The following is a 24518-nucleotide window of genomic DNA, read 5'->3' as shown; positions in this document are numbered from 1 at the left end:
AGAGGAATGTAGGAGGAAATTATGCAAAACGTTATATTAAAGGGGAACAAAGTTACAATTCGTACAATAGAAGAATCAGATATCAAAACATTATGGAGCTTCATATATAAAGAAGAAAATCCAGAGTGGAAAAAATGGGATGCACCATACTTTCCAATAACAATGCAAGAATACACGCGATATAAAGAAAACTCACAAAAACGTTTAATAGAAGAGCCGCTATCGAATTTAATTGTCGAAAATGACGGTCAAATTATAGGGACAGTCGGATTTTATTGGGAGCATAAACCGACGCGTTGGTTAGAAATGGGAATCGTAATTTATGACCCAGCATACTGGAATGGTGGATATGGTACAGAAGCATTAACATTATATAGGGACTTATTATTTGAAAATATGGAGATTGGTAGAGTAGGGCTTACAACTTGGTCTGGCAATGAAAGAATGATGAAAGTAGCAGAGAAAATAGGAATGAGCTTAGAAGGAAGAATGCGAAAATGCCGATATTATAACGGGACATACTATGATTCTATTCGAATGGGAATGATTCGTGAAGAATGGGAAGTGCTATGTGTAACGAAGGGGTGAGGAAGCATGTACGCTATCATTGCTACATTTGATTGTGTGTCTACTAATAAAGTTAGAGAATTGCAAAATGAATTAACGAATATAATTGAAACAAATGAACTAGCCGGAGTAGAACCACATATAACATTGGCTGATTATAAGGAGTTAGATATTAATTTATATACGAAGAGATTAGAGGAGTTTGTAGCTTTTCAAGAGAACATCTCCACTGTAACTTTTCCTTCTGTTGGAACTTTTCCTACTAACGGAACGATCTTTCTAGCACCAACCATTACTGATGAGTTATTAAGACTTCATCATTCTTATCATGATTATTTCAAAGTTTTTCATGATAATCTACAGTCATATTACGTACCAGGAAAATGGGTGCCGCATTGCACGATTGCAAATGGGTTAAATTTAAATCAATTTTTAAGTGTAATGGAATGTATATATGAAAAGTTTGATGTTACACTAGCTTCGATTGAGAAGTTAAAATTAATTAAGGTAAATTATGAAGATGGTTCTGCCATTTCTTCTAGTATTTTAGCAGAGTGTAATTTAAAGAGAATGGAGACATCGAGATGACATATGTAATTAGAGAAATGAAGCAAGAAGATATTCATGCTGTACAAAACGTAGCGAAAATAGCTTGGCATGATACTTACGAAGGAATTATTCCGGGAGAGATTCAAGACAACTTTTTAAATGAAGCGTATTCCGATGAAAAAATGAAATATCGCCTTGAAAATACACATTTATTCGTTGCGGAAGAAGAGGGAGAAGTAATTGGCTTTGCAAATTTTTCACCAATTAGACTGCAAAACGAAGCAGAATTAGGTGCGATTTATTTGTTGCCAGATCAGCAAGGGAAAGGGATAGGGACAGCTTTGTTACAAAAAGGGATCACGACGTTAAAAGGGATTCGAAAAATGTACATTCATGTAGAAGCGGAAAATGAAAAAGGAAAACGATTTTATGAAGCAAAAGGTTTTGCGGCTTTAGAGCAATTTGAAGAAGATTTCGAAGGGCATATGCTGCAAACAGTGAGAATGGTTTTATACATATAAGGAGGATCAGAAATGAAAATTTTTGATTTCAGTGAAAAAGTGGGAGAGCATATATCAGCATTTCAATCTAACTTTATAATGTCAAAAATATTAAAACATCAAGGGAATATACATATCGGTTCTATGCATCTACAACCGAATGGAGTTATTGGATATCATGAAGCAGTTGTATCTCAACTGCTTCTAGTTGTACAAGGAGAAGGATTTGTTTGCGGATCAGATAAAGAAAAAGTGAAGATAGGAGCTGGACAAGCTGCGTTTTGGGCGAAGGGAGAGTTACATGAAACGAGTACGGAAAAAGGATTGATGGCAATTGTAATTGAGTCAGACGGTCTTGAAAATGGTATTTCAATGATGATTAGAGGGCAGGAGGGAGAAAGGAATGATTACAAAAGCAGATGAGGAAGAAACGAAACAAATATTACATTATGCAGCTCAATCACTTTTCGAAGGAACGAGAGGGAATTGTCAACTAAGTACGGAAAAAGCGATTGAAATTACAAAACCTTTAGTAGAAAAAGGGGCATATTATATAGTTACAAAGGAAGAAAATAAAGTAGTGGGATGGATACTAATAGGAGAAAATGTGGACTATTTCTCTCGTGAAAAACTCGGTTTTATTTATGAATTGTATGTTTTTTCAGAGTATCGCGGGAGAGGATTATCACGAAAACTAATGAAAGCTGGGATCAAGGAACTACAAGAAAAGTATTCAGAAATTCGCTTGAATGTATTTACAGGGAACTTTGCAAAAGAAATGTACGAAGATTTTGGCTTCGTTGAAAGACAAGTAATCATGACGTTGAAGTGAGAAAACGATTTTAAGTGGGCGAAGAAACAAGAAAAAGAAAATGAGTATGTAATTTGTAAAGTTTATATTCTGAATTTTGGGTAAAAAAAGTTTTCTTTTTATTATTAAATAGAGGTAGAAACGCTTAGCAGTCCTTTTAAAAAAACAATAAATTTATATTATATAATATAATGTTATTATGTTAAAAGAGAAATTTTGGAAAAATATCATTTTTTTGTTTAGAAATTTTTAAATTATTGATATAATCAATTTGTAGAATTGATTTTGGGTTAATTTTACTATTTTAAAATTTTAAGGGGGATTTAATAATGGCAGGACAAATTCGTATGTCACCAGAGGAGCTTAAATCAAAAGCGACTCGATATGGACAAGGTGCAAATCAAATTGAGGACATTTTACGTCAGTTACAAAACTTACAAAATGAATTAAGAGGAGAATGGGAAGGTCGTGCTTTCGAAGGTTTTGATCAACAGTTCAATCAATTAAAACCAAAAGTACAAAACTTCGCAGAGCTATTACAAGAAATTAATATGCAGCTTAATAAAACTGCAGAGGCTGTTGCTAGACACGACGAAGATCTTTCTCGTAATTTCGGTCTACAATAAAAACGGGCAAAAGAAATATATAATTTAGCCATGCAACTTTTGTTGTATGGCTAAATTGCTTTAAAACTAGAGTAAGATAAGGAGTCCTTAACTTAATAGACTCGCAGCCGCAGGAGTGATAAGTAGTGAAAAAGTTTAAGTGGAGCATCTTGTTGTTTATTATTTTAGCTCTTGTGCTATCAACAGGAGTCTCCTATTTAGCATTAAATCAAAATGTTAAGAAAGCTAATGAGAATAGCACGCCAAAAATGACAGTTGCATTAGTAAATGAAGATCAAGGAACTGTATTTGAAGGGAATAAAATAGCGTTTGGAGATCAATTTGTTAAAAATGTAAATAAAAATACGAAACAAGAATGGTACGTAGTTAGTCGCGGAGTAGCAGAAAATGGTTTGAAAAATAATAATTACAATATGATGATTGTAATACCTAATGATTTTTCTAGGAAGGCCGTTGCGATTGATTCAGAACTGCCGGAGAAATTATCGTTAAACTACAAAGTAAACGCGACTGGGAATAAAGATTTGAAAGCTGAAGCTGAAAATACAGCTTCTATGATTTTGGAGGACTTTAATAAACAAATAATTGATGTTTATTTTGCAAGTATTATCGGTAAGTTGCAAGGTGCACAAGATAATATAGGCAAAATAATTGAAAAAGGAAACGTTCAAACAACTATGTACAAAAAAGATGTACATAGTCCTTTGGCAAATTATACAAATCAATTTAAAACAGTGCAAGATTATACTGGGGTTTCTGTTACTAGTTTCAAAGGATTTCAGGATGTTTTAAAAGGTTTCGGTTTAGCGTTAGATGAAGGGAATAAATCTAACAATACGTATTTAGATGGTTTTAATAACTTTCAAAAAATGCAAACTGATAATAATCTGTTAGCGAATAATTTCACGAATCAATTTAATCAATACATGAGTGATATGAATACAGGCGATGTTTTAAAGCAGTTAAGCGCATTAGAATCTGCTAATAAAGTTATTACAAATCAATTTACGCTTTCAGAGAAAGAACCAAATATTTTAGCTGATGCTTCAGCAATTCAAAAATATTTAACAGATGTAAAAAAACAAGTGTCAGAATATGATACAGAACTTGCAGGAAAGTTAGAAAGTGATATTCAAGGGACGATAATTAAAAAGTTAAAGCAATCTATGTCGAACGATGGAAAGCAAGAGATCTTTATAAATACATTAATGAAACAACCAGATGTTCGAATAAAGAAACAAATCGAAAGTTTAATTGCAAAATTACCTAGTTTAAACATGGAAGAAATCGTTCAAAGTGAATTGCCAGATGCAACGAAATTACAACTGCAAAATGTAATCCAATTTACAAATAAATATAATAAAGAAAATAATTTTTATTATGACCCTGTAAATAAAATATCTTTAGGAAATGCCATTAAAGAAGTAAAGGATAGACTTTATAAAGAGGGAATTACATTTAGTGATACGGCGAACGTAATTAAAATGGAATCTTCACAAACCTTGAAGATAAATATTCCAGAAGAATTTGAACTATATGGAAATACAGGGGCTTTACATATTGATGATGTGGATCGTACAAGTGACTTTCTTCAAAGCGAAGCAGGAGAAATTACAATACCTCCTCGTAATGAAGGGGATATAAAGATTAATCTGCATGTGAAGTTAAAAAATACAAACATCAATATAGATGTTTTCTCTCCTGTAATGTGGGACTGGAAATTGAGTGGGAATCATAAAAAAGAAACTAGTTCTGAAAAAGAAGAACCTAATAAAGAAGATAAAGGAACACAAACTGAAAACAGCAAGGTGGAAAATGTGGTTCATAAATCACAGTATGGCATAATGCCGTTAGTACACAATGCTAAAAAACCTATTATCAAAAAAATGGAAAATACAACAGGGAATAACGGAGGAAGCCAAGAAGGTGGATCTGGAATAGGTAACGGAGGAAACCAAGAAGGTGGAACTGGGACAGGTAACGGAGGAAACCCAAACCCTGGAACAGGTAATGGAGGAAACCCAAACCCTGGAACAGGTAATGGAGGAAACCCAAACCCTGGAACAGGTAATGGAGGAAACCCAAACCCTGGAACAGGTAATGGAGGAAACCCAAACCCTGGAACAGGTAATGGAGGAAACCCAAACCCTGGAACAGGTAATGGAGGAAACCCAAACCCTGGAACAGGTAATGGAGGAAACCCAGACCCTGGAACAGGTAATGGAGGAAACCCAGACCCTGGAACAGGTAATGGAGGAAACCCAAACCCCGGAACAGGTAATGAAGGAAATCCAGATCCTGGAACAGGTAATGGAGGAAATCCAGATCCTGGAACAGGTAATGGAGGAAATCCAGATCCTGGAACAGGTAATGGAGGAAACCCAGACCCTGGAACAGGTAACGGAGGAAACCAAAATCAAGGTGGTAACTCAACGACTATTGAAAGTACGACGAATCAAGTTGTACATCAAAAATCAGAAGAATTAACAAAAAATATATCTAGTGTATTAATAAAAGAAGCAGTAGATACAGTTGAAAGTTATCAAGGTTTAATTAGTCTGTACGAAATGTATTATGGGATTGATTTAAGAACGAAAGATGTAGGTCCTAAGCTAGAAGAGGGAAGTTTAGATGCAATTGCAACTGAACAATCTTTGTACTACGTATTAAATAAACAAAGCTTAATTGATTTAATTTCAAATCTTGTTTCATCAAGTATTACGACAGAAGTAAAGCAAGATATGACAGGTTTAAAACAAAAAATAGACTCTTATCAACAATTCATTACTAGTGCGGATCAAAATTCAATGCTACTAGCGGAGAAATTAAATGTAACGACGCAGCAAGCAACTAGTATGAATGAAAATTTAGGAGAGTATTTAAAAGGTTTAGCGAAATGGCGTGAGAGTAGCTTAAAGCTAGTTGAAGAACAGCAAGTGCTAACAACAAATAATACTGGTGAGCAAACAGCTGTTTTATCGTTAGATTCTGGTATTAAATCATTAATGATGCAAAGTCAGTCATTGGTCGAGAGTTCGAAGCATAGTTTAACAACATCAGACGATGTATATAAAACATTTGATCAAATTAATGGACAAGCAAAAGAAATTCAAGAAAGCGGAACGACAATTGTTTCAAAAGCTGATTCATTATTAAATGACTTTACAAAGAAAATGGACGATGATAAATCATTCTCCAAAAACTTTACTAAAATTTTGGCTAATAGCCGAATTGGTGATCGCCAAAATGAAATGTTATATCAATTTTTATCTAGCCCAGTACAGAAACAAAATGATGGAGTCATTGTAGCTGGTAATGCTTTTACACCATATTTAATCGTGTTAACTTGTTTTATTGTTGCGTTATTTACAGCATACGCAATTGCGAATCAAGAAAAGAAACGAACGCAATCAGATCATTTTGAAGAGAAATTCTCATTAATTGATATGAATGTACCAACTACAGTAGTGGCATTCGGTATATCAATTGTGGAAGGAATTAGTATAGGTATCATTTCTGGACGTCTTTTACAGTTCGGTCAAGATCAAAGTTTATTATGGATTGCTTTTATCACAATCATTATGATGGCGTTTGTATTGGTCTCAACATACTTATTACGACAAATAAAAATGGTAGGGATGTTTATTCTATTAGTATTTTTAAGTATGTACCTATTTTTAACTGAAGCAGTTGGAAGTAAAGTAGATCAAATGTCGTCTGTTGGAAAGGTACGTCAGTTCTCACCACTTCAGTATATAGAAAGTTTTCTAAATGATTTTATTAGCGGTAAAGATACTGGAAAAGTTATTTTCATCGTGTTGTTTGTAATTGCCATTATCGGATTAGTTAGTAATCTATTTGTATGGCATAAGAAATGGGAGGAAAAAGAAGTAAATGATCAAACAATGGAGCATAGTGGCTAAGTTATCATTTCTCTCTATCCTTTTACTGTTTGTCGCGCTACCGATAAGGAGCGCGGCTGACAGTTATCTTGGTGATGATGGGAAGATTAAGTTTAAAGTGGATCGACTTGAAGAAAGCGACCAAGAAAAAAATAAAAAGGAGCATAAGGAAACGGAATTAGATAAAGCATCGATTGAGTTATTTAATAAAGAAATAGAAGAAGAAATTCAGAAAAAGAAAAAGAAAGAACAAAAAGATATGGAAGCTTTACGAGATTCTCTTTTTATAAAACAAAAAGAAATAAATAGTGTTAAAGATACGAAAAATAGTTTGTTTAGTAGTGAATACGTTGTCAGAAAAAGTGCAAATGAAGTAGCGAGTAATGAAACAATGAATGAAAAGCCAATTAGTACAACAATAATAATATTATTTGGTGGTGGCATTGTACTTATTTGCATCGGTATTTATACAGTTCTTCGCAAAAGTTGGAGGTAAAGTAATGGCAATACAAACACATATTAATGTAACGGTAGATTTTAGTAAATGGAATGGAAATACATACGATTTACGTATTCCGAATCATCAATCTATTAAATATTTGTTGAAAAATTTATTAGATACGCTAAAGATTGATAATCATGAAGGTTCACATTTTGTAATTAAAGTAAAGAATAAGTCAATTGTTTTAACAGATAATGATCGTTTAATCGATCACCAAATAACAGATGGAGATATTTTACAAGTTTTATAAAGAATATTTTTACTTTTAGTTATTTGAAAATAAGTTATTACGGGTTATAAAGAAAAGGAGAAGAGGATAAAAATGACGGAAAAAACAATTCAAATTGATGCAATGAACTATCAATTTCAAATAGAAAAGGAAAATTGGAAATTGGAGATGACAAAATCTCAAACACGTATAAAAGACTTCCGTCAATTTGATGTAATTACGGGCGCATCATCTGAATTTGTACCATTAACGATAGAGGAAACGGATGATATGTTTACCTTTATATTTCAAGTGGATAAAAAATTATATAAGTGGGATGATCTTAGCCGTTTTGGAAGAAATGAGAAATTAAGACTGCTTCGAAATGTTGCGCAGTTTCGTAAATATTTAAATAAACGAATCACGTTCTTTTTACATCCGGACAATATAGTTTTTAATGCTAATTTAATGCCAAGTATTATACATAGAGGAATTCGAGATATTGTTCCACCAACCCCGTTGTTAGAAGAGCAATTTTTAACACAATATAAGTGTCTAATTATCGCTTTATTCTCCCAAAAGCACAATTTTGATGATTTGTATGCTGGGTTACTAAAAGATGCAAAAGAAACAACATTTGAACAGACGGTTGCTCAAATGGAAAGCTTAGATGCATTACTGCAATTTCTTGATGACAGCTTTGAGAAGGAACAAACAAAAACAGAAAAAAATATGCAGTTAGTACCTAAAAAAAGCTATAAATCGTTTAAATACTTAGCTTTTTCCTTCATAGCGGCGACTGTGATTTTAGCTGCTCCTTTAATATATTTCACTTTTATAAAATTTCCTTATCAAAATAAATTATTAGAAGCAAATGCGAGTTTCATAGCAACTGATTATGACAAAGTAATTGCGCAATTAAATGAAGAGGAATTTGAATCATTACCGATTGCATCTAAATATGAGTTAGCATTTGCATACATTACAGCTGAAAAACTAGGTGAAGATCAAAAGAAATCAATTATGAAAAATATTAGTTTGAAAAGTGATGAAAAGTATTTGCTGTATTGGATGTATAACGGAAATGGTAATTTTGATAAATCATTGGATTTAGCTAAGACTCTTGATGATCCGGAGCTTATTATATACGGCCTTGTTAAACAAATTGAATCGCTGAAAAATAATCCAGATTTGTCAGGAGAAGAGCGTGATCAAAAGTTAAAAACATATGAGCAACAATTAGATGAATATAAAAAGAAATATGGTAAGTCATCAAGCGATAAAGATTTGTCGAACACAGAGAAAAAAGAATAAGAAAGCACTTGATGAGACAGTTGAAAAGGAGCAGTGAACGCGCATGGAGCAACTATTAGTATTGACTTATGGAGACAGAATATATAAGAGCACATTACATCCAAAAGAGCAATCAATAGTGTCGATTGGAAAAGAGTGGACAAATGATATTACGAATCCAAGTTTAGAGAAAGAAATAGAGTTAAACTGGAATAATGAAGTAAACGCTTGGATGGTAGAAAGTCAATTAATAGAATTCAACAAAGAATTTGAAATTGGAAAAAATCAAGGCGTGAGCTTAAAAGTCTTTATATCTATTATTGGCACAACTAAAGTGTTTGATATAGGAACGAAACATTCTCTTACAATCAGTCAAAATAGTTATGATGATATCGCTATTACAGGGAGTAGCGTAGATTTAATACTGTCTCGTGAAACGTTGTATGATTCTTTTAAAGTGAACGTATATGACGGGGCTGTATTTCATAATTATACGAAGCTAAATGATAGCGTTATGTTAGAAGCAGGAGACCAATTATATTTTGATGGTGTTTTGATGGAGATTGGCAGTGAAGATATTCAAGTATTGTCCTCAGAAGACAACGTGAAATCTACATTACCTATTTTAGTAGAATCAGAAACGAATTATCAAAGTGGTTATCCAGACTATCATCGTTCACCACGTATTATTTATCGTGAACCAGAAGAGAAAATGACAGTTGCGAAACCTTCAAGTATGCCGTCAAAACCGACTGAGCATTTGGCGAGAATCATTGCACCATCTCTTGTCATGATTGTCGTAACAGTATTACTTGCTATCTTTATGAAATATGGAATGTTTATTATCGCATCGATTGCGATGACATTAGTAACAATTATTGTTTCTGTCACATCTTATATAAAAAATTTAAAGCAATATAAAATTGACATTGTTGAACGTGATAAAAGTTATAGAGAGTATATAAAACAAAAAACGAAAGATTTACATGCAGAAAGTGAAAAGCAGCGTCATGCATTACAATTTCATAATCCAAATGTTGAAGTAATACGTAATATGGCTGTGCAAGTAAATCCACGTATATATGAAAAAACAATGCTACATCATGATTTCTTAACATTTAGCGTTGGGACAGGACAAGCTAATACGAGTTTTGAAATCCAATTTAATGAAGAAGAATTTAGTCAAACGAAAGATGAATTAATTGATATAGCACGTGAACTAAGACAGCGTTATCTTTCTTTGGAAGATGTACCTGTTGTAACAGACTTGATAAATGGACCGGTTGGCTATATTGGACAACGCTCTTTAGTGTTAGAACAATTACAATTATTAGTTGTGCAAACCGCGTTATTCCATAGTTATTATGACTTGCAGTTTATTACTATTTTTCCTGAAGAAGAAAAAGAAAAATGGGATTGGATGCGCTGGCTACCTCATGGAAGTGTTCGAGATATAAATGTACGTGGATTTGTATACCATGATCGTAGTCGTGATCAAGTGTTAAATAGTTTGTATCAAATATTGAAAGAACGAAAATTAAAACTAGATGAAAAAAGTTCAACTAATGAAAAAATGTACTTTGCACCGCACTATGTCGTTCTCATTACAGATGAAAAACTAATACTAGACCATGTTGTTATGGAATTCTTTAATGATGATCCGAGTCAATTAGGTGTATCACTTGTATTTGTACAAGATGTTATGCAAAGTTTACCGGAGCACGTGAAAACGGTAATTGATATAAGAGATGCAAAACAAGGGAACATCATCTTAGAGCAAGGAGAGCTTGTTAACCGTCAATTTAAACTAAATCACGTACCGAAAGGGTTCAATTTAGAAGATGTTTCACGAGCATTAGCACCGTTAAATCATTTGCAAAACTTAAAAAATAGTATCCCAGAAAGTGTAACATTTTTAGAAATGTACGGTGTTGAGAAAGTAAAAGAACTGAATATCACAAGTCGCTGGGAGAAAAATGCAGCGCATAAATCTTTAGCTGTACCACTTGGATTACGTGGTAAAGAAGATATCGTAAACTTAAACTTACACGAAAAAGCACACGGACCACACGGGTTAATAGCAGGTACAACAGGTTCAGGTAAGTCGGAAATTATACAATCGTATATTTTATCTCTAGCAGTCAATTTCCATCCTTACGAAGTAGCCTTTCTACTAATTGACTATAAAGGCGGCGGTATGGCGAATTTATTCAAAAACTTACCGCATTTATTAGGAACAATTACGAACTTAGATGGAGCACAAAGTATGAGAGCGCTCGCATCAATTAAAGCTGAATTACAAAAAAGACAACGATTATTTGGGGAAAATGATGTAAACCATATTAATCAGTATCAAAAATTGTATAAAGAAGGCTTAGTAAGTGAACCGATGCCACATCTATTTTTAATTAGTGATGAATTCGCGGAACTGAAGTCAGAACAACCAGAATTTATGAAAGAGTTAGTTTCAACAGCGCGTATCGGTCGTTCACTCGGAATCCATTTAATATTAGCTACGCAAAAACCGAGTGGTGTTGTAGATGATCAAATTTGGAGTAACTCGAAATTCAAACTAGCATTAAAAGTTCAAAATACGTCAGATAGTAATGAAATTTTAAAAACACCAGATGCTGCTGAAATTACATTACCAGGACGTGCGTACTTACAAGTTGGGAATAATGAAATTTATGAACTATTCCAATCAGCTTGGAGCGGAGCAGACTATGTAGAAAACAAAGAGGATAAAGAACATTTAGACGCAACAATCTATGCAATAAATGATCTAGGACAATATGAAATATTAAGTGAAGACTTAAGTGGACTTGGTAGCAGTAAAGAAGTAATAAGCGTACCATCTGAACTGGATGCTGTTATTGACTATATTCACGATTACGCAGAAATAAATGAAATTGAAGCGTTAGCTAGACCGTGGTTACCACCACTTCCAGAAAGCGTATATTTACAAGACTTACACGCTATTCAGTTCAAAGAAGCATGGACGAAAGAAAAGAAACCATTAAAAGCAACAGTTGGTCTACTAGATCAGCCTGAATTACAATCACAAACACCATTAACACTAGATATTAGTAAAGACGGACACGTAGCAGTCTTCTCAAGTCCAGGTTACGGAAAATCAACATTCTTACAATCAGTCATTATGGATGTAGCTCGTCAGCATAGTCCGGAGCATTTGCATGTGTATTTAGTGGACCTTGGAACAAATGGTCTTCTACCATTAAAAGGGTTACCTCATGTAGCGGATACGATTACAATTGACGAATCAGAAAAATGTTTAAAGTTTGTTGAAAGATTAACTCAAGAAATGAAAAATCGTAAACGATTATTAAGTGAATATGACGTTGCGAGTATTGAAATGTATGAAAAGGCAAGTGGGAAAGAAATACCACATATTATTATTGCAACCGATAATTATGATGCAGTAAAAGAAGCAAAATTCTATGAGGGCTTTGAAATGCTAATTATGCAAATTGTCCGAGATGGTGCTAGTTTAGGAATTCATACTTTAATAAGTGCAGGACGACAAAACGCACTTAGAATTCAATTGTACAATAATATTAAAATCCAAACTTGTCTATATATGATTGATCAGAGTGAAGTAGCTAGTATTGTGGGGAGATCTGATATAAAAGTGGAAGAAACAGCAGGAAGAGCGTTAATAAAATTAGAATCTCCTACATTATTCCAGGCTGCATTACCTACGAAAGCAGAAGATGAATTACAACAAATTCAATTATTACAACAAGAAGCAAATGATATGGACCGAGAATGGGATGGAGAACGTCCGAAGGCAATTCCAATGATGCCAGAAATTATTGATATTGCTACTTATCGTAAAAATAAAGACGTTACAAAAGCTCTACAAGCAGGAAGAATTCCAATGGGGCTTGATTTTGCAAATGTAGAAGTTGTAGCTCATGATATTGCGGTGAATGATCATTTAATGATTTATAGTGTAGATGATAGTATGGGAAAACAAATTGTATCTAGTATCCTATCTCAATTGAATAAAGATTATTTTGAAAGTGTGACATTAGTGGATACAGCAGAGTATAGTTTCGTTCAATATAAAGACAATGTGACGCACTACATTGTAGACGAAAATGAAATCAATATGCATGCGAAGTATTGGATGGAAGTAATTCGCGAACGAGCTCTTGAATTAGCACAAGCAAGACAAGAAGGTCGAGAAATTCCTGCATTCACAAAACAACTCATTATCATGACAAATGTTGAAGAGTTTAGCAAATTTGTTTATTTAGAAATGGAGGATGCAGCAACTTTAATTGATCTATCTCGTACAGTAGGTATTTACTTTGTATTAGCAGGTCACCACGACTACATGGACCGAAATCGTGAAGCTCTACCTATGAAAATGAGAAGTAAACTAACAGCAGCAGTTATCGCAATGCCATTAAATGATCAAAGTATCTTCAACATAAAATATATAAGCAACGAAGCACCATTAGGTAAAGATGAAGTGTATTACTATCAAAAAGGGAACATAATGAAACTAAAAATGCCTAGAGTAACTAATGAGGTGACAGTATGAAATTAAAGAAGAAAGCTAAGGTGATGATAGTCGTGTCAATAGTGGCAAGTTTATTAAGTGGATGTGGTTTTGGAGAGACGAAGATAGAGTATGAGAGATTAGTAAAGGCGTTGGATGAAGGGGACATGAAGACTGTTATGTCTGCTAGTGATGATGGGTATGCGTATGTGAAAGAAGAGGTTAGGGATAGTACGTTTTGGGCGAAAAATGATAAACGCATTAACGTCGTATATCAAACAACAGGAGCGGTATACAATATCAAAGAAAAAAGGTTCTATGGGACAACTTTACAAGAAATTGCTAGTTCATTAAATAATGAGCAAAAAAAAGAAGAAACTATATATAGAACTAGTATTAAATATGAAGATAATCAATTGAAAAGTCCAGATCAAAGTTTGGATGTTTCGAATGTTCATTTCATATTTGATAGATTGAAGGGAATAGATAGTTTAAAACCCAAAAAAGATAAAAAAAGATTTAGTGAACCATCCAAGGTAACATATTACTTAACTGAATCGGAATTTCAAGAAATAATTAATGATAAGTTAAAGGTGGACTACGATAAATTTGATGAAGCAATATTATTAATGGAATTTAATTCGGCGAAAGATACAAAAGAAAATCCTATGGAATTCACTACGATAAGCATAACGATGGGGTATGAAAAAAAGAATAAAGAAGGTCAATTAATAAGACATGATCAAAAAATAGCAATCTATTTAAATACTAAAGAAGATAATAATAAAAATTCTAAAAACAAATATGAGGAGTATGAAAGACTATATACGAATAACAAGTAATGCATAAAATAGGAGGGAATAAGTGTGGGGAATAGTACAAATGATCTCCAAAGATTTAAAATAAACAGTGATGTAGGAAAATTAAGATTAGCAGCAACTGATATTTATGCTTTTAATGAAAAAGAAGATGATTATAGTAATCCAGACCCAGGAAAAAATAAGAAAAGACTAGAAGATAACTTTGATGCCGAACTAATAGCAGAGGATGATCAACATCCTCAGACTGGTTTTGGAGCATACGCTCTAAAAGACAACCATACAGGTGAAATTTTTATAGTTTACGTTGGAACGCAACCGAGTCAAATAGGCGATTTAGCAACCGATGGAGCAATTGGACTGCATAATTTAACTAATTCGCCTATATTTGGGTCGTTAGCGGAATTTCAGTATAGTCAAGCAGAAAATTTTTATGAAAAAGTCAAGGCGGGTAATAAAGGAAAGAAGATAACTTTACTAGGGCACTCTTTAGGTGGCGGAGCAGCGAATACAGTTGCATTAAGACATCAAGAAGATAATATAAACGTATTAGCTTTAAATCCTGCGCCTGTTTTAAATAAGGATGTGGTTAAGTACGGATACGGGACCAATATGAAAAATTGCCGCAGTCTTATAAATGAATATGATCCTTTGTATGGCGCCGTTAAAGCCGCAGATTTTGTAATACCTGGACAGGTTTATAAAATGGAAAATGGGGAAGGGCATTCTTTTTTATATGATCCAAAATTTTATTCTGGGAATGGGAATGTAGCAATAGATAAATTGAAAAAGGTTAGCGAAACAGGATTTGATTGGAAATTTGGTTTTTTAGAAATATCAGAGTCTGCTGGGGACCTATATAAAGGAATCACTGGGAAAAAATCATTAAGTACAACAGAAGAAGTTGTAGTGGATTTAGTGGTAAATGGAACCCCAGTCAGTGCAATTCTAGTAGCAATAACAGTAGTGGGAGATACTAGTGCTCTAGCAACAAAAATAGCAAGTATAGGTGTAGAAACAGGAAAAAAAGCTTTGAAATTTAGTAAGGAAGTTATACAAGAAGTTAGAAATCAGGTGAATACGGCTGTGGATTGGATAGAGAATAAATTAGCAAAATGTAAGGAAAAGGTACTTGAAGTGTTAGAATCAGTATTTAACGCAGCTGTAGATTTTTTAGTAGGATGCATCATTCTTTATTTATCCCGTGATGAAATTATAGCAATTGCAAAAGAAGTAGCATCTTCTCTTGTACAAGATATTTTAGATGTATTTAAAGGTGACTTTGAAATTGATACGAATATTGCTTCAATTGCTGGAGATTATGTAAGAAGCCATCGCCAATCATTATTAAACTATTTTATGAATGATGGTAATAGAGGGATAAATCGTTCATTATTGGTGGAGATTTCCAGAGATGTGAATGGCCTTTCAAATGATTTAAAAGAGTTAAGTCAAGATGTAACAGATGCAGTAATTTCTATGATGGCAAAAGATGAAGAGTTAGCTTCAGTTTCCTATTATTGACAAATGCTAAGGGAGGGGTTATGAGGATGGATCTACATATGATAATGTCGAGGGTTCATAGTACATTTCCGGACAGTGGTGGGCGAGATCAAATTATTAACGTTGTTATGCAACTTGAAAAAGCAGCTGTATCTTTGACAGGAGATATTAGAAGATTAGAAAGTAGTATTGATAGTAGTTTGCAAGGTAAAACACGTGATGCTTTTATTGATCGTATCCGCCAATTAGAAAAAAGGCGACAAAAAATAGAAGAGAAAATTATCGTATTAAAAGGGTCGGTGAATTAATATGAAAGATTATATGGAGAAAGTTTTGCCTTTAGGAAGTGTAGTAAGGTTGAGTACTGAGGAAGATAAAGATGTAGAGTATGTAATTACTACAAGAGGAATACTTCTCGATGAAGACACTTTCTATGATTATGGTGGGGTATTACACCCAGTAGGTTTGACGGCAGAGACATATAAATTATTCAATGACTTTGATATTTTAGAAGTGAAATTTGAAGGGTATAAAAATTCTATTGAAGGAAAATTTGCTCATAATTTTAAAATATGGCGAAATGAATTTGTAAAAACGATAAAGAACAAGGCTGAAAATAATAAGTAACAATTATTAATAAAACAAGAGCTATAATATATTTAGAAATAAATAGACTTTCCTCTTCCAATATGGAAAGAGGAAAGTCTATTTTTGATTGAATAAGAATCTAAATATCTAATATTAAGTGGGAACAACAAGAAAAGGAACGTCAAGAATTTATAGCAAATAGGAAAAGAATAAGAGAGAAAGAACAAAAGCGAAACAAAAACTGAAATGAAAGTTGTAAATGATACTCGTAAACTTATATTGAAGATAGAATGAATACATTATTCATAAATTACCTAGTAAAGAGAAGAATGTAATATCTTGAATAAAGATTCTAAAGCTGTAAAAAAAGAAAAAGGTTTTTTGAAGATGTAATAGCACCTATTATTGTTGGGATTATGTTTATCTTTTTAATCCTATATAAAATAGCATAGTTTCTGGGGAAATGGATTGTTATCCTTGGAATAATATTTTTTATTGGTAGTATATTTCTTTGCATATATCTAGAAGAATATGGAGGGGTGTTGGGCGGTGAGATAGGGTTAATATCGATGTTATTGTTATATTTTATGTTTATTAGAAAAAGTAAAAAAGGCTAGTTTAATATGAAATACCAAAACATTTATTTATTCCTAGTTTGTTTACAAATATAGGGTTATTACATGATTTTAGAAAAGATGGTGTAATTATATGTGGAATATAAAAGAAAAAGATTTAGATGAATTTAAAAGTACTTGCAAGAATCGCTTAAGTCCCGATTGGGCTACAGGTTTTATGTTTGGAACGATGTTTTTTATTTCATTAATAATGTTTTTTCTTATTGGAGGGTTAATAAGGTTTGGTTGGAGTTATTACCCGACTCTCTTTGATAAAATAATTGTTAGCCTTGAGTTAGTACTTTATAGTCTTCAAATAATTTTTTTGATTATTTATCTGTTTCCTAAGATGCCATTTAAATTTCAGAAACTACAAACACTTGTGGTACTGTTATATGCGTTTCAGCTAGGTACTATAACATTTACAATGTTGATAATCCCAGGAATGTCAAATTATTCAATTGATCAAATTACATTAATGTATGTTGGGTTATTATTTTTAGGTGCAATCATTTTACATATTTTAGCGACTATTGATACTTTTAGACAGGCAAGTAAAGGGGCATCTAATACGGGAGAAGAATCCTCTTCATTTTTTAGTAAAACAAAGAGGAATGCAATAAATTGTGCTGTAATTTATGTGTTAACTCTCCTCATTTTAATTTATGTGCATAATGATTATACACTAAATATTTTAGGATTGTATGCGGGAGGAACTCTAATCATGTACGCGATAGCCATAGGCGCAGCAGAGTTCCAATTATTAGCCTATTGCAGATTTGAATTTCCATCATTTTATATTTCGTGGGAGGAACATGAAAGGGAACGTCAGGAATTCTTAAAGCGTTATAAAGAGAGAGAGGAAAAGAAAGCGAAAGAAATAAAATAAGTTTTAGTTTCTGAAAATTCGAATAGAATATATAAGCAATTAAGGATTGTATATAAATCGATGCTATTAAAAATTAAAGCATCTTCAATATAATCTGTATGAGTAAATAAATACCAGTAAGTAAAGGTGAAATGTATTACTTTCCAAAAAGGAACATAATGAATTTAAAAATGCCTAGAGAAATCAACGGGGTGCCAGTATGAAGTTAAAGAAGAAAGCTAAGATGATGATAGTTCTGTCAATAGTATCAAGTTTATTAAGTGGATGTGGTTTTGGGGAGACGAAGATAGAGTATGAGAGATTAGTAAAGGCGTTGGATGAAGGTGATATGAAGACAGTTATGTCTGCGAGTGATGATGGGTATGCGTATGTGAAAGAGAGAAGCATATATGGGATTTTTGAGGAAAAAGAAGACGGTACTCATAGTAAAACAATCTATCAAACAACAGAGGGGATTTATAATACGATTGAGAAAAAATTATTTGGAGAAACAAAGGAGGAAATAGCTACAAATATTAAAAATGAAAAAGAAAAGGCGGATATTAGTAATTACAAAGAAGAAGAAATTTATCATACTAATATTATGTATGAAGGTGGGGAAGTGAAGACGGTAAAAACAGCATTTGATGTGTCCGCTGTTAAATTAATTATGGATCGCTTACAGGGAATAAAAGATTTAAAACCGTCAGAAGATACAAAAGGATTCGATGAACCGAATATTGTTAGTTATAGTCTAACAGAATCTCAGTTTCAACAAGTACTAAACGATAAATTAAAGTTAGAATATGATGAATTTATTGGTAGCTCAATTGGATTGCACTTTAATGCTATAAAAGATTCAAAGAAAGGATCTATGGGACTATTAGAAATAAGAATAGCTGTAAGTGTAAAGAAAGAAAATGTTTTAAAACAACAGCAAATATTTGTAAGCTTTAATGATAAAAAAGTAATAATAAAATAAAAGAAGACTATTTGAACTATCAAAGACATTTTAATTATGTAGGTGATTAATGTGACCAAAAGATTAATTAATAAAATAATTATTATGATGGTAGTAATGATTCTATTAGGTGCGTGTAGTTTTGGTGAAAAAAAGATAGATTATGAGCCGTTTGTCAAAGCTTTGGATGAAGGGGATATGGGGAAGGTTATGTCTGCGAGTGATGATGGGTATGCGTATGTGAAGGAACGGGTTATTGATTTTACGACAGAAAAAAATGGTGATGACAGAATTCATAATACACTATATCAAACTACTGAAAGTATATATAATTTGAAAGAAAATTTATTGTATGGAGAAACCAGTCAAAAAATAACAAGTGATATTAAGAACATAAAAGATAGACATAAGGATAATAAATATAAAGAAGAAGAAAAATATAGCACTAGGTTCATGTATAAAGATAGAAAGGGTTACAGTTCTGATTCGAGCTTGGATGTTTCACATGTAAAACTAATTTTTAATAGATTGCAAGGTGTTGGGAGTTTACAACTGAAAGTAGATGGAGATAAAAAGAAATTTAATGAACCAAATACACTTGGTTTTACGTTAACGGAATCACAATTTCAAGAAATAATTAATGATAAATTGAATTTGCAATATGATAGTTTTGAAACAGCATCAATTGTATTTAATTTTAACGATTCTAAAGATACGAAACAGCATCCAATGCAAATAATACAATTAATTATTTCAATTGTATATGAAAAGAAAAATAGTGAGGGAAAATTATTAACACATACTCAGCAAATATCTGTGAATTTTAGTAGTAAAAAGGATAATGATCAGGAAGCTAAGCAAGATTATGTGAATTATAAAAAGAAATATGAAAATAATAAATGATTAAGTAAGTGAATGAAAGACCGAAAGTTGAGGAGGTTTTAGGTGATACAATTACTTCTAATTGTATCATGATGGAATATTTAGAGAGATTAGTGTGGTGAATGTTTAATAATTATTTCTAGTTGTATTGGAGAGAATTAGAGCATAAAAATGCAGCCCCAATTGCTAGACTATGTGTAACAATTGGGGCAGTTTATCTGTCAAAATTTAGTTTGAATACATAACATTTTTTAGTTAGAGCCATGGCTCCGCAAGTAGTTTCTTTATCTTCATAATAACGGTGTGGAGTTTTTGTATAATCTGCTTTTATTGCTAGGTTACAACTATTTCCGCTTATAGAGTACCTCTTATTATCGATACATCGTCCACATCCCAATATCTTTAAACCCTAGTCGTTTATAAATAAGTCCAGCTGCTGGATTGTTATAAAACAAACAAAGTGTTCGGCCTTCTTTCGTAAAGTCCTGAATCATTTTTTGCAATATGAGTGAAGCATATCCATTTCCGCGGTAGTTCGGATGCGTACATACGCCAACAACCATAGCAGATAATGAATTTTCAGCGGAAGTTGAGGAGGATGCGATGATTGTGCCGTCTTTTTCAATATAATATGTACGTCCTGTATTTGTTTCGATAGCTTGCCTTAACATTTTTTCTGATTCATTAGCAGTCGGGAATTCAGCGATGTCACTTCGTAATTTCATAATTCGTTCTATATCATCGAGTGAGGCAAGTTTAATTGTTTCATGAATTGGTGTGCTAGGTAAGTTGCTGTCATTTAGACATTCGCAAAAATACATTTCATTTTTGGCGCCTAGTTGTACACTTGGAGCAGTTTCAAATCTTTCTACAATAGTTGACTTGCCAGAGAGTTTAAGCGGCTTATATGCGGAAAGAAGTGCCTCATAGTCAGTAACCATAAACTCTTCTTTACTATACGGTATAAATGTATCGTGAAAGCGAAGTAAAATGGATTTTAATGTTCCATTCTCTTTATATACGCCCCATAATTCTTGAAAGTCTGTTTCATAACCGAAAGCTTCTAAATCCCCAATAATAAACAAGTTAAGGGCTGCTTCTTCTTTTAGGTAAGCGAATACTTGTTCATGATCTTTCTTTGTTAATTTTCTCATCATAAAAAATCGACCTCTTTTTTATTTTTCTAAATATTACAACTTAAGTTTTTTGAAATCAATATAAAATTTTATGTTTAGTTCACCAACTTTCGGAAAAACTAGGAAAGATATGACAAAGGAGGTTATGAACGGTGGATCATCCAATTCAAGGGTTAATGAAAGCGGCAATGGAAAATTTAAAAGAAATGGTCGATGTAAATACGATTGTGGGAGAGCCTGTTCAAACGGCTGACGGTGGTGTAGTGTTAACGGTTTCTAAAGTAGCGTTCGGTTTTGGAGCAGGAGGTTCTGATTTCCAAACGAATGATGGACAAAGAGCGAACGGTACCCCTGCATTTGGTGGCGGTAGCGCGGGTGGTGTTTCTATTACACCAGTAGCATTTCTTGTAGTGAATAAAGATGGAGTAAATATTCTGCATCTACAAAATGCGACACATTTAGCAGAAAAAATAATTGAATTAGCTCCACAAACAATTGATAAAATTCAATCGATGTTCCAAACAGATGAAAAGAAAGAGGGAAATCATCACCCTCAAAACCCAGATGAAATCCTTTAAAAACGCCTGCTCATAAGCAGGCGTTTTTTCTTGTAATCAGTATGTAATAAAACACATGAAATTGTAAATAGTTTTTGAAGTTTTTTCTATGTTTCTAAAATTTTTCATGTTAAAATATGCTATAGAATTGAAACATATAAAACGAAGGTGGCTAGGTGCTTTGTCTGGAGGATCTGACCAAGTAAACAATATGATATATATTAATGGTAATCGTCGGGGTCATTGTTTTATTACATCTGGAATTACGTTTAAAGAGTTTGCAAGTAACATCCCTTCACCGCTTCATCAAGTATTGCTTTTAAAGCATAATTTTGAGTGGACAGATTTTCATTATCATACTTTATTTGAATATGTTGAGGAAGAAAACATACATAAACTCATTCAAGCAGAGATTGATGAATTTGATGAATTTTGTTGGGTAGATTTCGATGATGCAAGCGATTTAGATGAGTTAGAGCCAAAAGAAATTGCAGAATTATTATATTTGGCTCACAAAAAAGAACCACTTGGAAGAACGTTCTTCCCATTGTTGAAGAATAGATTCGTTTATTTTTCACATGATGACGGTTGGTACAACAAAGTGTATTACCGTAGAATCGGTGATTTTGTAGGAATGCTAAGTAAAGTGATTCCATATAAACTCGGTTCGTTTGGAAAGAAACGTTTTACTTTCTTCCAAAAATCAAAAATTTTCCCAGCAATTTCAAAGGAAGTTATCCTTGGGCTTATGCCGTTAATGGAAGATGGGTTATACATTGATTTAGCGGGGAAAATTGAGTCGAGAAGAGGTCTTGAAATTCCGGTATATGTAGTAGGATCATTCGAAAGTACGGATGAGGTACTAGATAATATCGATGAATTGAAAGCGGAAGCAACAGAAACGGGTTGGCTCATTTTTGATAAGAAAGAACAAGAGTGGCAATGGGTTGTAGACTAAGAAAACTTGGCGCATGAAGTCAAGTTTTCTTGTCTTTTGAAAGGAGAACAAATGAAGAAATATTATACAATTGTGGGTATTGTAAGTATTATTCTCGTGGCAATATTACTTATAACTTGTCCGAAAGAATCAGATTTTAAATTGTATTTAGAGGATAAGTATGCATTGAAATGTGACGAGAGTAGCTTTGAATGCACGCAAAATGTAGATGAAAAAAAAGAGAAATTACAGTTTGAAAGTATTGATGCACGAAATGGTGTTTTCTTTATGACTGTAAAGCAAACGTATAAAACAGAAGCTGGTGTTATGAAAGAATATAGCGGAGTAGGTATATTCGGTACATTTCTTTTTGTTTCAGAGAAGACTTTCTAGTAATAGAAGGTCTTTTTTTTATGTTTATGTTCATATAGATGAAGTAAGACAAGCATAGGAGGGGTATTGATGAAGAAGGGATGTATCGTTTGTGGTGGTGAGGAGTTTTTTTCTTCAACATTATATGCACGTACGAAACAAGATTGGGCATATGCGCCAAATATGTACCGATTTGAAAAGGTGTTTATTGAGCATAGAGATGAAGAAAATTATCCAGTTTTTCAAGAAATTACAGCGAAGCATTGTTGTGGATGCGGTCATATTATGTTGTATCACGAATGAACACACCAAGTATAACTTGGTGTGTTTTTTTAAAACGCTGACAAAGCAAGCGGATAGAGTAAAGTAAATAAAACAGAAAAACTACCAAAACCAATTGCGGTATATCCAAGTGTTCTCGCTCCAAAATTGACAGCTAATAAGCCAACTAAAATAGCAAGGGAGCCGAGTGTAACAGGATAAAAAGCAATGGAGAATAACGAAAGAAATAATGCGACATAGCCGATCATTGCACCGGTATTTGTACCTTCTATTTCATTTGCAATTTCTTTGCGCTCATGTCTAATCGGAATACCAGCCGGAGATATTTCAGCTGCATACTCTTCGTTTTTTTCACCACTTTTAAAATGATGATTTCTCTTTCTTCGCATGTACATCCCTCTCTTTCAATTGGGTGTATCTATAGTATCTTTCATAAGGAGCAGAACATGAGTATGAGTTAAACCCAAGTAAAGCAAAAATTGGAGAAAATAGATTTCGTTGTTATCCTGTTTATCCCGCTATTTGCCGTGCAGTAAGACCCCCACCTCAAAATTCGGCTAGAGCAAAGAAGTTAGATGGGAGTCGGGCTGCCAGTAAAAGCCCGATTGGTTCAAATAATAATCAGTGGCGGACGAACAAACACCCCCACTGATTAAAGTTTCACTTTATCTCCTTATGAAGATAAACAGGGATTTTGGAACATGATGTAGAATGAAATGAATGATAATACGTGAAGGTAGGGGAATGTATGGCGAAGTTTAATTGGCATGAATCGGCAGAGAAAAAATGGGATAACAATGCAGAGTTTTGGAATCAAAATAGTCAAGAAATGTGGGATAGCGGGAGCAGGAGTACAATCATTCCATTTTTTGAGCAGTACGTAGAAAAGGAAGTACAAGTGTTAGATGTTGGCTGTGGTGATGGGTATGGTACATATAAATTAAGTCTTACTGGCTACAAAGCGGTTGGGGTGGACTTATCGGAAGTTATGATTCAAAAGGGTAAGGAGCGCGGAGAAGACCCAAACTTATCTTTTATAAAAGGTGATCTTTCTTCATTACCATTTGAAAATGAGAAATTTGAAGCAATTATGGCAATTAATTCTTTAGAATGGACCGAGGAGCCGTTGCGAGCATTAAATGAAATAAAGCGTGTTTTAAAGAAAGATGGATACGCATGTATTGCAATTTTAGGACCGACAGCAAAACCGAGAGAGAACAGTTATCCGCGCCTATATGGCAAAGACGTTGTTTGCAATACGATGATGCCTTGGGAATTTGAACAGTTAGCAAAAGAACAAGGATTTGAAGTTGTAGATGGTACCGGCGTATATAAGCGTGGAGTAAATGAGAAGATGTTAGGTCAGCTACCTACAGAGTTACAACAAGCGTTAACATTTTTATGGGTATTTATGTTAAAAAACGTATAACAAAATTGAAGGGTTTTAGGAGGTAAATAAGTGCAGAAAATACAAAAAACTGATACAATATCATCAGAATCAATTAAAGGGGGAC

24 protein-coding genes and 2 pseudogenes are annotated in these 24518 nt (G+C 33.3%); 24 read left to right on the top strand and 2 right to left on the bottom strand.

Features of this window, described 5'->3' with window-relative positions:
- Positions 1–21 precede the first annotated feature (21 nt).
- The 19 genes and pseudogenes from JFU20_RS04740 (at position 22) to JFU20_RS04655 (ending at position 19741) form a co-directional block, all read left to right on the top strand.
- Positions 22–588: a GNAT family N-acetyltransferase gene (locus JFU20_RS04740; protein ID WP_002012489.1), complete on the top strand. Its 567-nt coding sequence runs from the start codon at positions 22–24 to the stop codon at positions 586–588.
- Positions 589–594: 6 nt separating this feature from the next.
- On the top strand, positions 595–1155 hold the full coding sequence (locus JFU20_RS04735; protein ID WP_002012490.1) for a 2'-5' RNA ligase family protein: 561 nt from the start codon (positions 595–597) through the stop codon (positions 1153–1155).
- Positions 1152–1637, top strand: a complete 486-nt coding sequence (locus JFU20_RS04730; protein ID WP_002127033.1) for a GNAT family N-acetyltransferase — start codon at positions 1152–1154, stop codon at positions 1635–1637. The genes JFU20_RS04735 and JFU20_RS04730 overlap by 4 nt, the downstream gene beginning before the upstream one ends.
- 12 nt (positions 1638–1649) lie before the next feature.
- A complete protein-coding gene (locus JFU20_RS04725) occupies positions 1650–2039 on the top strand; it encodes a cupin domain-containing protein (RefSeq protein ID WP_002012492.1) in 390 nt (129 codons plus the stop codon).
- Positions 2020–2448, top strand: a complete 429-nt coding sequence (locus JFU20_RS04720; RefSeq protein WP_002127034.1) for a GNAT family N-acetyltransferase — start codon at positions 2020–2022, stop codon at positions 2446–2448. The genes JFU20_RS04725 and JFU20_RS04720 overlap by 20 nt, the downstream gene beginning before the upstream one ends.
- A gap of 308 nt (positions 2449–2756) precedes the next feature.
- The gene (locus tag JFU20_RS04715; protein WP_000918598.1) at positions 2757–3053 is read left to right on the top strand and encodes a WXG100 family type VII secretion target; all 297 of its coding nucleotides are present in this window, start codon (positions 2757–2759) and stop codon (positions 3051–3053) included.
- 125 nt (positions 3054–3178) lie between these two features.
- Entirely contained in the window at positions 3179–6976 is a 3798-nt protein-coding gene (esaA, locus tag JFU20_RS04710; protein WP_307838385.1) for a type VII secretion protein EsaA, read from the top strand.
- Positions 6948–7451 carry a type VII secretion protein EssA gene (gene essA / locus JFU20_RS04705; protein WP_002165921.1) on the top strand — a complete coding sequence of 168 codons (504 nt, stop codon included), beginning with the start codon at positions 6948–6950 and terminating at the stop codon, positions 7449–7451. Before esaA ends, essA begins: the two co-directional genes overlap by 29 nt.
- Before the next feature lie 4 nt (positions 7452–7455).
- A complete protein-coding gene (locus JFU20_RS04700) occupies positions 7456–7707 on the top strand; it encodes an EsaB/YukD family protein (RefSeq protein WP_001007571.1) in 252 nt (83 codons plus the stop codon).
- A 72-nt stretch (positions 7708–7779) separates the two neighbouring features.
- A complete protein-coding gene (gene essB, locus JFU20_RS04695; protein WP_002012535.1) occupies positions 7780–8979 on the top strand; it encodes a type VII secretion protein EssB in 1200 nt (399 codons plus the stop codon).
- A gap of 43 nt (positions 8980–9022) precedes the next feature.
- Positions 9023–13528, top strand: coding sequence for a type VII secretion protein EssC (gene essC, locus JFU20_RS04690; protein ID WP_002012533.1), 4506 nt, complete (start codon positions 9023–9025; stop codon positions 13526–13528).
- On the top strand, positions 13525–14328 hold the full coding sequence (locus JFU20_RS04685; RefSeq protein ID WP_002165920.1) for a DUF3952 domain-containing protein: 804 nt from the start codon (positions 13525–13527) through the stop codon (positions 14326–14328). The genes essC and JFU20_RS04685 overlap by 4 nt, the downstream gene beginning before the upstream one ends.
- Before the next feature lie 24 nt (positions 14329–14352).
- Positions 14353–15828, top strand: coding sequence for an alpha/beta hydrolase family protein (locus JFU20_RS04680; protein ID WP_201038376.1), 1476 nt, complete (start codon positions 14353–14355; stop codon positions 15826–15828).
- A gap of 26 nt (positions 15829–15854) precedes the next feature.
- Positions 15855–16115: a hypothetical protein gene (locus JFU20_RS04675; RefSeq protein WP_002165918.1), complete on the top strand. Its 261-nt coding sequence runs from the start codon at positions 15855–15857 to the stop codon at positions 16113–16115.
- A gap of 1 nt (position 16116) precedes the next feature.
- Entirely contained in the window at positions 16117–16434 is a 318-nt protein-coding gene (locus tag JFU20_RS04670; RefSeq protein ID WP_016094187.1) for a DUF4176 domain-containing protein, read from the top strand.
- 300 nt (positions 16435–16734) lie between these two features.
- Positions 16735–17012: pseudogene (locus tag JFU20_RS30540) on the top strand (hypothetical protein).
- A gap of 91 nt (positions 17013–17103) precedes the next feature.
- Positions 17104–17898, top strand: a complete 795-nt coding sequence (locus tag JFU20_RS04665) for a hypothetical protein (protein WP_201038375.1) — start codon at positions 17104–17106, stop codon at positions 17896–17898.
- A gap of 199 nt (positions 17899–18097) precedes the next feature.
- Positions 18098–18909: pseudogene (locus JFU20_RS04660) on the top strand (DUF3952 domain-containing protein).
- Between the two features lie 34 nt (positions 18910–18943).
- Entirely contained in the window at positions 18944–19741 is a 798-nt protein-coding gene (locus JFU20_RS04655; RefSeq protein ID WP_002012525.1) for a DUF3952 domain-containing protein, read from the top strand.
- A gap of 350 nt (positions 19742–20091) precedes the next feature.
- Here JFU20_RS04655 and JFU20_RS04650 read toward each other — a convergent pair whose 3' ends face one another.
- The gene (locus JFU20_RS04650) at positions 20092–20877 is read right to left on the bottom strand and encodes a GNAT family N-acetyltransferase (RefSeq protein ID WP_002012524.1); all 786 of its coding nucleotides are present in this window, start codon (positions 20875–20877) and stop codon (positions 20092–20094) included.
- A gap of 131 nt (positions 20878–21008) precedes the next feature.
- Between JFU20_RS04650 and ytfJ the strand changes: the two genes are divergently transcribed.
- The 4 genes from ytfJ (at position 21009) to JFU20_RS04630 (ending at position 23025) form a co-directional block, all read left to right on the top strand.
- Entirely contained in the window at positions 21009–21434 is a 426-nt protein-coding gene (ytfJ, locus tag JFU20_RS04645) for a GerW family sporulation protein (RefSeq protein ID WP_002012522.1), read from the top strand.
- A 160-nt stretch (positions 21435–21594) separates the two neighbouring features.
- Positions 21595–22371 carry a hypothetical protein gene (locus tag JFU20_RS04640; protein WP_002085994.1) on the top strand — a complete coding sequence of 259 codons (777 nt, stop codon included), beginning with the start codon at positions 21595–21597 and terminating at the stop codon, positions 22369–22371.
- 51 nt (positions 22372–22422) lie between these two features.
- The gene (locus tag JFU20_RS04635; RefSeq protein ID WP_002165916.1) at positions 22423–22743 is read left to right on the top strand and encodes a hypothetical protein; all 321 of its coding nucleotides are present in this window, start codon (positions 22423–22425) and stop codon (positions 22741–22743) included.
- Positions 22744–22812: 69 nt separating this feature from the next.
- A complete protein-coding gene (locus JFU20_RS04630; RefSeq protein ID WP_002012518.1) occupies positions 22813–23025 on the top strand; it encodes a hypothetical protein in 213 nt (70 codons plus the stop codon).
- Between the two features lie 29 nt (positions 23026–23054).
- On the opposite strand, the gene JFU20_RS04625 is transcribed toward JFU20_RS04630, so the two are convergent.
- Positions 23055–23393 carry a hypothetical protein gene (locus tag JFU20_RS04625; RefSeq protein WP_001253195.1) on the bottom strand — a complete coding sequence of 113 codons (339 nt, stop codon included), beginning with the start codon at positions 23391–23393 and terminating at the stop codon, positions 23055–23057.
- Between the two features lie 359 nt (positions 23394–23752).
- On the opposite strand from JFU20_RS04625, the gene JFU20_RS04620 reads away from it, so the two are divergent.
- The gene (locus JFU20_RS04620; RefSeq protein WP_002085991.1) at positions 23753–24433 is read left to right on the top strand and encodes a class I SAM-dependent methyltransferase; all 681 of its coding nucleotides are present in this window, start codon (positions 23753–23755) and stop codon (positions 24431–24433) included.
- The last annotated feature ends 85 nt before the right edge of the window (positions 24434–24518 follow it).

Source organism: Bacillus sp. TH30, from assembly GCF_016650875.1.
GTDB lineage: Bacteria > Bacillota > Bacilli > Bacillales > Bacillaceae_G > Bacillus_A > Bacillus_A mycoides.
Note: the sequence above shows the minus strand (reverse complement) of the source record. Positions and strands in the feature narration are given on the sequence as shown.

What these genes read in the sequence shown, in the direction of transcription:
- JFU20_RS04635 (WP_002165916.1), top strand. Translation starts at nt 22,423, where the DNA reads ATGAAGAAATATTATACAATTGTGGGTATTGTAAGTATTATTCTCGTG.
- essC (WP_002012533.1), top strand. Translation starts at nt 9,023, where the DNA reads ATGGAGCAACTATTAGTATTGACTTATGGAGACAGAATATATAAGAGC.
- JFU20_RS04685 (WP_002165920.1), top strand. Translation starts at nt 13,525, where the DNA reads ATGAAATTAAAGAAGAAAGCTAAGGTGATGATAGTCGTGTCAATAGTG.
- essB (WP_002012535.1), top strand. Translation starts at nt 7,780, where the DNA reads ATGACGGAAAAAACAATTCAAATTGATGCAATGAACTATCAATTTCAA.
- JFU20_RS04700 (WP_001007571.1), top strand. Translation starts at nt 7,456, where the DNA reads ATGGCAATACAAACACATATTAATGTAACGGTAGATTTTAGTAAATGG.
- JFU20_RS04740 (WP_002012489.1), top strand. Translation starts at nt 22, where the DNA reads ATGCAAAACGTTATATTAAAGGGGAACAAAGTTACAATTCGTACAATA.
- JFU20_RS04735 (WP_002012490.1), top strand. Translation starts at nt 595, where the DNA reads ATGTACGCTATCATTGCTACATTTGATTGTGTGTCTACTAATAAAGTT.
- JFU20_RS04650 (WP_002012524.1), bottom strand. Translation starts at nt 20,877, where the DNA reads ATGATGAGAAAATTAACAAAGAAAGATCATGAACAAGTATTCGCTTAC.
- JFU20_RS04620 (WP_002085991.1), top strand. Translation starts at nt 23,753, where the DNA reads ATGGCGAAGTTTAATTGGCATGAATCGGCAGAGAAAAAATGGGATAAC.
- JFU20_RS04655 (WP_002012525.1), top strand. Translation starts at nt 18,944, where the DNA reads ATGATGGTAGTAATGATTCTATTAGGTGCGTGTAGTTTTGGTGAAAAA.
- JFU20_RS04625 (WP_001253195.1), bottom strand. Translation starts at nt 23,393, where the DNA reads ATGCGAAGAAAGAGAAATCATCATTTTAAAAGTGGTGAAAAAAACGAA.
- JFU20_RS04725 (WP_002012492.1), top strand. Translation starts at nt 1,650, where the DNA reads ATGAAAATTTTTGATTTCAGTGAAAAAGTGGGAGAGCATATATCAGCA.
- JFU20_RS04675 (WP_002165918.1), top strand. Translation starts at nt 15,855, where the DNA reads ATGGATCTACATATGATAATGTCGAGGGTTCATAGTACATTTCCGGAC.
- JFU20_RS04715 (WP_000918598.1), top strand. Translation starts at nt 2,757, where the DNA reads ATGGCAGGACAAATTCGTATGTCACCAGAGGAGCTTAAATCAAAAGCG.
- JFU20_RS04670 (WP_016094187.1), top strand. Translation starts at nt 16,117, where the DNA reads ATGAAAGATTATATGGAGAAAGTTTTGCCTTTAGGAAGTGTAGTAAGG.
- essA (WP_002165921.1), top strand. Translation starts at nt 6,948, where the DNA reads ATGATCAAACAATGGAGCATAGTGGCTAAGTTATCATTTCTCTCTATC.
- JFU20_RS04720 (WP_002127034.1), top strand. Translation starts at nt 2,020, where the DNA reads ATGATTACAAAAGCAGATGAGGAAGAAACGAAACAAATATTACATTAT.
- JFU20_RS04665 (WP_201038375.1), top strand. Translation starts at nt 17,104, where the DNA reads ATGTGGAATATAAAAGAAAAAGATTTAGATGAATTTAAAAGTACTTGC.
- JFU20_RS04730 (WP_002127033.1), top strand. Translation starts at nt 1,152, where the DNA reads ATGACATATGTAATTAGAGAAATGAAGCAAGAAGATATTCATGCTGTA.
- JFU20_RS04630 (WP_002012518.1), top strand. Translation starts at nt 22,813, where the DNA reads ATGAAGAAGGGATGTATCGTTTGTGGTGGTGAGGAGTTTTTTTCTTCA.